Source organism: Bacillus cereus group sp. Sample62 (assembly GCF_036851315.1).
Taxonomy (GTDB): Bacteria; Bacillota; Bacilli; order Bacillales; family Bacillaceae_G; genus Bacillus_A; species Bacillus_A wiedmannii.
Genome location: NZ_JAFLPK010000001.1, coordinates 3,081,103 through 3,093,283 on the forward strand (window position 1 = coordinate 3,081,103; position 12,181 = coordinate 3,093,283).

Sequence of the window (12,181 nt, forward strand, 5' to 3'; positions counted from 1 at the left end):
CTTTACACAATCATTCGAACGGCTACAACACCTGTAATTTTGCTTATATTTTCCACTATATTCTCTTTTATTATATCATCAATTCCGTTATCAATATCAATCATTGTGTATGCCCAAGAATGTTTACTACGATTAATCATATCCGCAATATTAATATGATGTTCTGCTAAACATCCTGTAATTTGTCCTACCATGTTCGGAACGTTTTGATGCATGATTGTAATACGTTTCTTTCCGATATAAGGGAGTTCGACTTTTGGATAGTTTACTGAATTACGAATATTTCCTGTCTCTAAATATTCACGTAATTGGCGCGCTGCCATGATCGCACAATTTTCTTCCGATTCAGATGTAGATGCACCAAGGTGAGGCGTCGCTGTTACATTTTTCATCTTTATCACATTTTCATTCGGGAAGTCTGTTACGTAATGCGCAATAACATCTTCTTCTAACGCTTTTTGAAGAACATTTTCATCTACAAGTTCTCCTCTAGAGAAATTGAATAAACGCATACCTTTTTTCATCTTCTCTACAGCGTGTTCACCAATAATTCCCTTCGTTTGATTCGTAAGAGGAATATGAAGTGTAATATAATCACATGTTGCGAAAATTTCATCTAAACTAAATGCTCTTTGCACATGTGTAGAAAGACGCCATGCAGTTTCAACTGAAATGTAAGGATCGTATCCGACAACGTCCATCCCTAAAGCTAACGCATCGTTCGCAACTAAAGCACCGATTGCGCCAAGGCCAATTACACCTAGACGTTTCCCTGCAATTTCTGATCCAACGAATTGTTTTTTTCCTGATTCAACAAGCTGCGGTACTTCTTCACCTTCTAAATTTTTCGTCCAGCTTACACCGTTAATAATGTTACGTGAAGACATAATAAGGCTGGCGATAATAAGTTCCTTTACTGCATTGGCATTCGCTCCTGGTGTATTAAATACTACAATCCCTTTTTCTGTACATCGCTCGACAGGAATATTATTTACACCAGCACCAGCTCTTGCAATCGCCTTTAAGTCTTTTGAAAAATCCTCTTGATGTAAAGAATAGCTGCGAAGTAAAATACCATCTGGATGGTCCATTCTATCCCCTACTTCATAACGCTCTCCGTCAAGTACTTGTAAACCTTTTTCCGCAATTTGATTTAACGTTTGAACACGAAACATATCCCCATCTCCCTATCTATTCTCAAGCTCAAATTCCTTCATATAATTTACTAATTGCTGTACACCGTGTACTGGCATCGCATTGTAAATACTTGCACGCATACCACCGACTGAGCGATGTCCTTTTAACGTAACAAGGCCGCGTTCTTTCGCTTTTTGTAAAAACTCATTGTTCAGCTCTTCTGACGGTGTTGTAAACGGAATATTCATAAGTGATCGATACGTAGGATCAACTGGTGAAGTAAACAATTTTGATTCATCTAAGAAATTGTAAAGAAGTGAAGATTTCATTCTATTCTGTTCTTCAATCGCAGATACCCCGCCTTGCTCTTTCAACCACTCTAGTACAAGTTTCGTTACGTAAATACTAAAGGATGGCGGTGTATTATATAAGGAGTTATTTTTGCTGTAAGTTTCATAGTTTAACATCGTAGGACAAGAGCGATCTGCTCCCCCAATTAAATCTCTTTTTATAATAGCAATCGTTAAGCCCGCTGGCCCTAAATTCTTTTGCGCTCCCGCATATATAAGGCCAAACTTCGAAACATCATATTGTTCTGATAAAATATTTGAGGACATATCCGCAACGAGCGGTACTTTATCTAAATGTGGAATGTCCACATATTTCGTACCCCCAATTGTATTGTTCGTTGTAATATGTATATAATCTAGTTTTTCATCATTTGGTAAACCATCCAGTTTAGGAATTGTAGTAAACTTCTCTTTTTCAGAAGAAGCAAGCACTTGTACTTCCCCTACTTTTGCAGCTTCTTGCATCGCCTTTTTAGACCATGAGCCAGTTAATACGTACCCTGCTTTTTTATACGTATTCATTACATTTAACGGTATCATAGAGAATTGTAATGACGCACCGCCTTGTAAAAACAGTACTTCATACTCATCAGGAATGTTCATTAATTCACGAAGTAGGTTACTCGCTTCATCTATAATACTTTGAAAATAAGAAGATCGATGACTCATTTCCATAATAGACATGCCTGTCCCGTTATAATTTACAAGCTCCTTTTGCACTTTCTCTAAAACTGGCAAAGGGAGTATTGATGGTCCAGCTGAAAAATTATATACTCTCTCCATCACCCTGATAACCTCCCTATTTCTTATTTTTATTTTTTTTAAACTTTCTGAATTATAACCTAAAATATAATACGTGGTCAATTTGTTTTCTATTATTACGGCGCAAGACGCAATGGAATCGCTTGCATGTGCAAACTATTTTTTATAAACATACAAAAAAGTGTTAAGTACATAATCGCACTTAACACTCTAGTAGTAAAAGAATGATAGCTAATTGTTCGTAAAGAACCGATCAAAAATTTGATAAATAGCAGAAAGACCAAAGAGCCAATAAATAGTGTCCACAAGCGCCGGCATAGAACCAAACCATTTCTCAACTACATTGTAATCTAACGCTACAAATAACCAATTCAAACCGCCAAGAATCACCAAAATTACTGTAAGGTAAGACAAAAATTTCATTCTGATTGCCCCCTAGGTGATAAGATGGTGAAAGGCCTTTCACTAGAAATATATGTAGTAAAATTCAAAACTTACCTATTTAATAAAAATTATTTTCGGTACCAGCCGTTAATAACTGCCTCTGCTTCTTTACTATGTATTTGATACGCATGCGTACTATTATGGGAGCCAATAAACCAAATTGAAAAACCTTTAAAATACGGTTTCGTTTCTAATACATCTCGGTAAGCACGCCATCCGTTTAATTGTATATCTTTTGAAAACACATTTGAAACATCTGGATTCCACGGATTTTGTAATCCAAGCTCTCGCGCCGGAACGTTAAATCCACCAAAATAAACTGGTTTTCCTGTTGCATTATGTAATTGTTCCAACTGCTGCACAACATTTTGCCCACGATTATACACTGTCGTCGCAAATAAACTTTGCTTTACTTCTTCGTATGTTGGATTTCTTTTTCCTGAAACTTCAAACCAACTATCAATACTTACAATATCCACCTTTTTTAAATACGGACGATTGATTTTCTCTTTAAACTTCGCTTCATAAGAAGGATCAAAGCTTGCTGTTAACCACCAATTCATTTGATACAAAACATTTCCTTTATACTGCTGACGGACGAAATCAATCGTATCGCTCCAATATCCTTCTGCATATTCCATATTCACAAAATTAGAAGCAATCTTGAGCCCGTACACATTGTATTTACTTGTAATTGAATGAAAGATGTCTTGTAGAATAACCGTTTTCCAATTCCAGAAGAAATCATTAATATTACTCGGATTCCATTCCGTTTCCCCAACATTTCCTTGCTGAATATACGGGAACGGTTCCACAATAACTTGAATATTACGCTTTAATAATTCTTGAATTAAAATAATAGCCTGTTTCTTTTGTGCTTGATTAATTACCATGTTCGTAGAAGTCACGTTCGGAATATCAACTTGAATCGGTACATTTACTGTATTTAAATTTAAGCGATTCACATCAGCTAACACTTTCGATACATTTCCAACTTCCCATACCGTTACGTTTCCTGACTTTATCTTTCCTGATTGAACAGTATTCACATCTGCCTGTATATTTCCTTGGAAACAAAAAGAAAACAACATCATACACACTCCTAAAAAACTTACTAAACTCTTATTTTTCTTCACAACTTTCCCCCTATAATTTTTGGCTTTCTTGATTATTTTATACAACGTTTCATATATATTCCACAAGAATATTTAATGAAATTTCATCAATAAAAATGCTATTCACTTTTTATCAATACCTTATTCATATTAACCTCCTAAAAATAGTAAGATAAATAAAAAAGGAGCGTATTTCCGCTCCTTTTTTATCTTTTCACAATTGAAGTTATTGAATTTTTTCTGATAACCTAACCGAATCTGTTTTTTCGTATAAATAAATTTTTATACTCATAAATGTATCAAAAAAATTTTATCTATATTCGTTTTTTGTTTGTATTACTTTCATATCTTTGAACACTCATGATCGCACCCCCATTATATTTGTATATAACATCCGTCTAATTATGATATTTGGTAAAATTCACTATTCGAGACGTAATTATTGCAGTAATTAAGATAATAATAGCGGTTATCAAGCCAGATTCTCCAATCCAAATCTCAGTTTGATATCCTGTACTTGCACGTGCGAAAGGTCCTTGTATAATGGCATTCCAAGTGGTATGGATGATAACCGAAGGCCAAACGCTACCTGTGATAAGTCGTAAATAAGCTGTAATATAACTGAATGGCACAATACAAAAATAGATGCCAAGCACTGAAAGTAGGACAGATGATCCCTCTACATATAGACCAGCAATAACAATTGGAACATGCCACGTTGCCCAAATCAATCCACTAATAAGGATGGGCCGTGAAAACTCTGCATCGACTAGCCTTGTGAGCATATAACCTCGCCAACCCATTTCTTCTCCCAAAACTGGGATTAAGTTAAGCAAACTTCCTAAAATGCCGCTCAATACTACTAGATAAATGAAAGTGAATGGTTCCTGTAGATACTGAAGTCCAAGTATATTGTAGATTGGTTCTAACATACCACCTTCGGGATGCTGAAACTTCGCAATTCCGCTCAACCAGGCGATAGAATAAGTAATTCCACATATTATCATAGGTATTAACAGAGCAAGACCAATCCCCTTCCATATCTTTAAGTTACCGAGACTAAAAGATACATCTTTAAATCCTTCTTTCAATATTATGCGAGTCAAAATAGAAGAAAATGCTGGGGTAAACATATATACCACAATAAGCGGCATACTTTTAGTAACCATTACTACTACATTTAGGATAATAGAAGTAATTGTTAAGATACTTAGAAAGAGTTGAAGTCCTATTTTAGCACGTTGGATTTTATCTTTATTGTGGAACGATTTTGCGTGTAATATCATTGTAATCCGCCCTTCCCCTTCAATTCACTTGTTTATCGAATTTACTTCTTGTCATTTCCACGGACACAACTTAGAATAAAAATATTTTGGCATACAGATCATTCATCTTTAAAATCCCTCCCAAACTCATAATCTAGTCTTACTTGCGACTCATCAATGTAATTATTATTTATAAGTTGTCATAGCCGATAGTACAAAAATGTAATGATTAACCTATGACTGGTGTCAATTTAACCTCATGACAATATGTAACTAGAAAATATGATATAGAATAGATAACAATTGAATTAAGGCAATTGATTCGTGCAAGTACATGAATCAATCTTGCTTTTAAAAATAATTCAATTGAGGTGGCAAAGATGAATAAGAAAAGAATGATTGCAATGGTTAGTACAGCTTTATTAGTCACAGGATGTGTGGAGGTAGGAAACGCTCAAACAGTAGCAGTCGAAAATTCAGGTCAATCAGTCCAAAAAAATATAGTTAAATCAATACAATCACAGGCTTACCCATTAAAAACGATAGAGCCATCAAAAACATTTGAGGATTTAAAACCACTTAAGAAAATGATTGGGAGCGCACAATATGTAGCATTAGGAGAGAATACTCATGGAAGCTCTGAAATTTTCACTATGAAGTTTCGCCTTGTGAAATATTTGGTTACTGAGATGGGTTTTACAAATTTCACAATGGAAGAAGATTGGGGAAATGGCTTAAAGCTAAATGAATATATCCAAACAGGAAAAGGAAACCCTAGGGATTTTTTAAACTTGTTATATCCTACTGATGAAATTATAGCCATGATTGAGTGGATGAAAGATTATAATGCTGATCCATCCAATAAAAAAAAGATCCAATTTATTGGGCTCGACTTAAAGGAGTTGGACCAAGGTTGCTTTAATAAAGTAATTGATTATGTAAGGCTGCATCGACCAGATTTGCTGGCAGAATTAGAAGAAAATTATAAAGAATTGTCGGCTTTTACTGGAAGTATACAGGAATATATGAAACTTGCTCCTGAAAGGAAAGAGAAGTTTAAAGCAAACGCTGAGAAAGTAGTCCGATTACTAAAAGATGAGAATAAGCAAGCCAACACAGAAATAGTTTCACCCGAGTACATCTGGGCGAAAGCAACGGCAAGTGCAATAGAGAAATTTACTACAATGCTACTCCCTAACGACTATCCAAGTATGATAAAGCTACATGAACAATACTTGGCCGATCATGCAATGTGGGCACAAGAGACATTGGGTGGTAAAACGATGGTATGGGGACACAATATTCATATAGCTAAAGGAATTATCGACGAGAAATTATACCCTTATGTTGCGGGGCAGTTTTTGAAGGAACGTTTAGACAATAATTATGTCACAATTGGTAGTACAACTACGGAGGGGAATTTCACCTTATACAGCGAATATGATCCTTCCACCGGGGGTAAGATTACAACGGATACGATTCCACAAAATGTAAATAGTTTTAATTATACTCTCGGGAAAGTACCATATAGCATGTTTTTATTGGATAACCGTCACCTTAAAGGACAAGCAGAGAAATGGGTTAAATCAAAAAGACCATTACTAAGTATAGGGGGACAAATCTTCCCGAACGAATCGGCATACTTTGATAAGTCATTGCTTGAGCAATTTGATATTATTTTTCATATTCGAAAAACAAGTCCATCTCATATTAAATAAAAGTACAAAACAATCCCGTTCTTGCATCTGCAAGAACGGGATTGTTTTATGGTAATTAATATAAGCATCTTTTTTAACCAGAAGTAGGCTGCTCTCCCCTTTTTAACATCATTTAGAACTGTCATATGACACTTTTACACTAGTGAGAATGACAAAAAAAGCAGTATGATTCGGTTATTACATAGATAGGAGCGATGAACTTTATGAAATCAAGATTCATACAGAATGGTTATTTTTTATTGCTAACTTTCGTTACAGGATTGTTTTATTTTTGTTTTTATCTAATAGCTCTGCTATTTAGTTTAACCCTTTCATTTACTGTTGTTGGAATTCCATTAATTATGCGTGTACTACAGACTACCACACCCTTTATCCAATTCGAGCGCATACAGACGAAAATCTATACAGATATTTCGACCGACTCTTACGATAGAAGTATAACAATGGATACATCGAACTGGGCTCAGGCGAAATTAGTGCTTACAGATCGTCGTACTTGGTCTGCTGTCTATTGGTTAATGCAGAAATTTGCGATTGGCATTATTAGTCTCATTAGTGCAACCATTTTTTATGTAATGCCACTTATGTTGCTGTTGGCACCACTACTATATCGATACATCGAAATGAACATTATATTCATACAGATAGATACTTTTTCCAAGTCACTCTTTGTAATGATTATAGGTATAGTATTTACCGCCATAAGTATTAGAATAGTAGATGGTTTGACAAAGAAAATTGGAGGCTATACACGTAGTATGATTCGGCAACTAAATCAATAGAAATTTGCAGTCTGTGAGTAGTATCGCAGTTTAAAAATAAAAAGTATAATAAGGCAGGAAGGATTAAATTATAATATAGGAAGTAAAACGGTAGGCTATTTAGGGGGTAAATGACTTGTTTGATATGGTTAAATATTGGTTTTGGTATGATTGGATTATGTTAGGAATCCGTCTACTTGCTAGTGTGTCTATCATTCTAGCTACATTAAATTTTCAGGATGGTTTAACATTACCACTTTGGATTATTATTCTTTGGGAAATTATTGCCTTCTCTGTTCCATGGGTAGCCTTACTATTCAATTATAAATATTATTTATTCACAGAAATATTGCTTTATGGTGGACTATGTATATATTTAACCTCTTTATTTCCAGAGGCTTACAATATTTTTCTTATATCAGTGTTTCTTATTGCAGCAAATAGTAAGCATTTGTCCTATTATTGGACAGCTCCAACAACAGTTTTTATAACAACTGGAATTTTCTATGCAGTTGCGCCAAGTAATAGCTATTGGGTTATGGTCATCTATTATGGATTCGCTTATGTAATGGGGTTCGCCTTTCATTTATTAATCGTCAATCATAAGCAAAATGAAGCAATTCGTAAACAAAACGCAGTACTTGAGCAGTATATGTCTCAGATCGAACGCATTACACTGGCAGAGGAACGAAACAGACTATCGAATGAGCTTCATGATACAGTTGGTCACGCTTATACTTCTATTATTATGGGGATGGAAACGTTGCGCACCGAACTTGCTACTGAAATGGGTATACAGAGGCTAGATTCTCTGCTTGAAATGGGACGTAAAAGTATTGAGGATGTGAGAGGTTACCTACATCAAATGGATTCTCCGTGTCAATCGTCTTCCTTGATTCAATCTCTACAAAATCTTGGAGCCGAATTTCAGGAGCACGCTCAGGTAAATGTAAGTTTTAGGACATTCGGAGAGGAATATCAATTGTCTCGGCAAGCGAAGATCGCATTCATTCGTTGCTTACAAGAGTCCCTTACGAATGCAGTACGTCATGGTCAAGGGACTGAAATTATAGTTTCATTGCAGTTTGAACAACAATATACGAGGTTAGAAGTTCAAGATAATGGAAAAGGAAATGTAGAATGGCAGGAAGGCTTTGGTATGAATGCGATGAAAGAGCGGACAATGAATTTGCAAGGTCAATTGTCTGTATATACAAAGCCAGATGAAGGTATGCTTGTTACTTGTACCATACCACGACAAACTGAAATAAAAGATGGACTTATTCGTTTGTTAATTGTAGACGATCAGCCATTTGTTCGGGAAAGTTTGAGGACACTACTCGATAGATATGAAGATTTAAATGTAGTCGGTTTAGCTGAGGGTGGCAATCAAGCCATCGATTTGTGTGGGCACCTTCAACCACATGTTATACTTATGGATTTAGATATGCAGCACATGGATGGAGTCGAAGCAACCAAAAAGATTAAGCAACAATGGCCACATATCCGCATATTGATTTTTACAACGTTTCAGGATACCGAACAGGCGTTGGAATCACTTCGCAACGGTGCAGATGGTTTTTTACTCAAATCTATTGAAACATTGGAGCTAGCTAATACGATCCGACTTATTCACAAAGGTGGGACACTGATTGATCAGGGAATGTCTCACAAAATATTTAAGAAGTTTGATGAGCAAAAAGAGACACCACATTCAAAAGCAACCGCTTATGAGCTAACAGCTAGGGAGATTGAAATATTGCAGCTAGTAGCAAAAGGACTTCGATACACTACCATAGCATCAAGGTTATATTTATCGAATGGTACGGTCAGAAATTATGCTTCCACAGCTTATACAAAGCTAGGAGTCCGTAACAAAGAAGAAGCTGTTCAAAAGGCTCTAGAAATTGGAATTATTGAATAACAAAATATTTTGCGGTGTATAAAAAGGAGTAACAAAGAAAAAGAACACTTTGTGTGGTTTCTTTTGTAACAGAGTAAATAAGGCCCGTTATCGTATAAGTAAATGTTAAAACACTTACTATTTTGTCATAATAAAATTATTGAAGCTTATCCTCTAAAATACAAAAGCCTACTATCATTTTAACTGATAGTAGGCTTTTAAAATTATTTAAGAACTGGGTTATGTTCTAGTCTATAAGTTTTCATCAGTGGAAATATTATCACTTCGGCTCTAAATTTAACACTCTCCCCTCTACCCCCTCCGTATTCAATGTAGTCGTATGATACGTTCCATTTACCCAATCATCGATTTGATCATGATACCAATCGCTTCTAAAATGTCCCGATTGCCCTGGCCCTACGATATGATAACCGTTTGACATATCTTTCGTATCAATCACAAATCGCCAAGAAGCTCCGTGATTGACAATACCGTTATCTCCGTAACTCGCTGCTTGAACGGTAACTTGGCTTCCGCCAATTGGAACGGGTTTTTCACGATTAAATGCAAGTAGTGCTAACATACTAGATGATTTTGAAATTGGATGTGTAAAAGCCAGTTGATGGTAATCGCCCCACTTCCACTCCGCAACATCGGGTCCATATTCCTTCTGTAATTTCTTCATTACATTCTCGTACGATGTATGCACAACTTTCGTGAAGCCTCCGTACTTCGTAAACCAAGCGCTATTTTCTCCTGCTACTTCTTTTCGAATCAATTCATCAACAACTTGTGACTTCCCTTCAAATAACTCCATCACATCTTTCGGTATTTCTTTTGAAAATAGCGTATTCGAAATCTCTTTCATTAACAAATGGAATATTAATGGTGCCGCTTCATCTTTACTATCGTAAAAATTCCACTTTGTTAATTGTTTTACGCCTTCTTTTTCTACTTCATTTAAAGATGCTTTATTTAACTCTTTTAACAATATAGGAATAAATTCTTTCCCGTATAAATTTTTTTGATCCATCTGTAACTCTTCTAAATCTTTCACCGTATACTTTTCTTTCTCTTGTAAAAATTCTTGAATACGCATTTGCCTATATGGCTGTGCCCACGTATTACTAATATGGTATGGATAATGATCATCCACAATTTTATTATTCGCAGTAGAAATAAACCCTTGTTTTGGATTTATTACTTTTGGAAGTTGATCATATGGGATATACCCTTCCCATTCATATTCATCTGTCCACCCTGGCACTGGCAAACTCCCATCACCTTTTTTACGCACTGGTATATTTCCATTCGCTTTATACGCAATTGTGCCGTCATTTGATGCAAATACAAAGTTTTGAGTCGGTGTATGAAAATCTTGAAGTGCCGTTTCAAACTCATTCCAATCTTTCGCTTTATTCATATTTAATACAGCCTTTAATTCAGCAGAAGGCTCCAAAGCAGTCCATTTCAAAGCGAATACTGTTTTCGTTTTCTCTTTCCCCTTATCCGCAAACTCTGAAATGACTGGACCATGCCTCGTAATCGTCACGTTATACGGAATTGTTTTCCCGCCTTTTACTTTAATAGATTCATCAACAATTGTAGCTTTTTCCCACTTATCGTTATACAAAAATTCATTTTCATTATTAGGATTTCGTTTCTCAATATATAAATCTTGTACATCAGGACCTGTATTCGTAACACCCCATGCTATTTTGTCATTGTGTCCTAATATAATACCCGGTACTCCAGCGAAAATAACGCCACTCACATTCAACTCTTTCATTTCAAGTTTTGATTGATACCAAATAGAAGGCGTCGCAAGAGATAAATGAGGATCATCTGCTAAAACTGGCTTACCAGACGCACTCTTCTCACCGCTTATGACCCAGTTATTGCTACCGTTAAACTCTGGCGGAATGATCGTTTTTGCAAAACTTTGCGCTACGTCCACATTTGTATTTTTCAGTTCAGCTAGCAATCTAGGTGCATCTTTCGGATATGTAGGAAATAGCTCATTTGCTTGCTCTTTCGGTAAATTTTTCAGCGCCCAATATCGAAACGCCTGTCCATGCCAATGTCCTCCTAAATCAAACGCCATATACTTTCCAATCGTTAAAGAATCCACAATTGACCACTCAGCAGGCTCATATCCTAATATAGTAAACTCAACTGGCAATTTCTTTTCCTCTTTCGCCTCGCGTATAAAAGCGTTCACCCCATCAGCAAATGACTGCAGGGCATATTTCGCTTCCCCGTCATATTGACTAACAGACGCTTCCGCTGCTCGCCGTAAACCGAGCGTTCGAAACAACTTATCTCGATCAACAGCTGCTCCCCCTACAACTTCACTCAACATCCCAGAAGCTTGCCTTCTACTTAAATCCATTTGAAACAAACGATCTTGCGCTTGTACATACCCTTGCGAAAAATATAAATCATGTGCATTTTCCGCTTTAATATGCGGTACACCTTTACTATCTCGTTTCACCGCAACAGCATGTTGTAAATCCTCTAGCTTTATCGTTCCATCTATCTTTGGTACAGAACTAAGCGTATATATGTTCAAAAAAATCGCTGTACAAATAACTAACAAAAGAACGATACTACTAGACCAAATAAAAATTCTCTTACCTCTAGTTCGTTTCTTCTTTATAACGACTTCCATTTTAACCCCCTCCTTTCTCAAACTATTCGCTTCTATTTTGATAGAACCTTTTAGA

Annotated in this window: 9 protein-coding genes; 3 read left to right on the forward strand and 6 right to left on the reverse strand. The window is 36.0% G+C overall.

Annotated features, from left to right (window positions below):
* Positions 1–2 precede the first annotated feature (2 nt).
* The 5 genes from J0835_RS15650 to J0835_RS15670 form a co-directional block, all read right to left on the reverse strand.
* Positions 3–1,175 (reverse strand): 3-phosphoglycerate dehydrogenase family protein, encoded by a 1,173-nt coding sequence (locus J0835_RS15650; RefSeq protein WP_087981215.1) that lies wholly within the window; start codon positions 1,173–1,175, stop codon positions 3–5.
* A gap of 12 nt (positions 1,176–1,187) precedes the next feature.
* Positions 1,188–2,270, reverse strand: a complete 1,083-nt coding sequence (gene serC / locus J0835_RS15655) for a 3-phosphoserine/phosphohydroxythreonine transaminase (RefSeq protein WP_333728186.1) — start codon at positions 2,268–2,270, stop codon at positions 1,188–1,190.
* 210 nt (positions 2,271–2,480) lie between these two features.
* Positions 2,481–2,672 carry a DUF378 domain-containing protein gene (locus tag J0835_RS15660; protein WP_000670802.1) on the reverse strand — a complete coding sequence of 64 codons (192 nt, stop codon included), beginning with the start codon at positions 2,670–2,672 and terminating at the stop codon, positions 2,481–2,483.
* Between the two features lie 89 nt (positions 2,673–2,761).
* Positions 2,762–3,829 (reverse strand): glycoside hydrolase family 113, encoded by a 1,068-nt coding sequence (locus tag J0835_RS15665; RefSeq protein WP_140386833.1) that lies wholly within the window; start codon positions 3,827–3,829, stop codon positions 2,762–2,764.
* Between the two features lie 377 nt (positions 3,830–4,206).
* Positions 4,207–5,094 (reverse strand): CPBP family intramembrane glutamic endopeptidase, encoded by an 888-nt coding sequence (locus J0835_RS15670; RefSeq protein ID WP_087981217.1) that lies wholly within the window; start codon positions 5,092–5,094, stop codon positions 4,207–4,209.
* 359 nt (positions 5,095–5,453) lie between these two features.
* Here J0835_RS15670 and J0835_RS15675 point away from each other — a divergent pair, with 359 nt between their 5' ends.
* The 3 genes from J0835_RS15675 to J0835_RS15685 all read left to right on the forward strand — a co-directional run bounded on the left by J0835_RS15675 (position 5,454) and on the right by J0835_RS15685 (position 9,476).
* Entirely contained in the window at positions 5,454–6,791 is a 1,338-nt protein-coding gene (locus J0835_RS15675) for an erythromycin esterase family protein (protein WP_087981218.1), read from the forward strand.
* A gap of 203 nt (positions 6,792–6,994) precedes the next feature.
* On the forward strand, positions 6,995–7,573 hold the full coding sequence (locus J0835_RS15680) for a sensor domain-containing protein (protein ID WP_087981219.1): 579 nt from the start codon (positions 6,995–6,997) through the stop codon (positions 7,571–7,573).
* A gap of 115 nt (positions 7,574–7,688) precedes the next feature.
* The gene (locus J0835_RS15685) at positions 7,689–9,476 is read left to right on the forward strand and encodes a helix-turn-helix transcriptional regulator (protein ID WP_087981220.1); all 1,788 of its coding nucleotides are present in this window, start codon (positions 7,689–7,691) and stop codon (positions 9,474–9,476) included.
* Positions 9,477–9,735: 259 nt separating this feature from the next.
* Here the strand turns inward: J0835_RS15685 and J0835_RS15690 are convergent, their stop codons facing one another.
* On the reverse strand, positions 9,736–12,126 hold the full coding sequence (locus tag J0835_RS15690; RefSeq protein WP_087981221.1) for a penicillin acylase family protein: 2,391 nt from the start codon (positions 12,124–12,126) through the stop codon (positions 9,736–9,738).
* Positions 12,127–12,181: the final 55 nt, after the last annotated feature.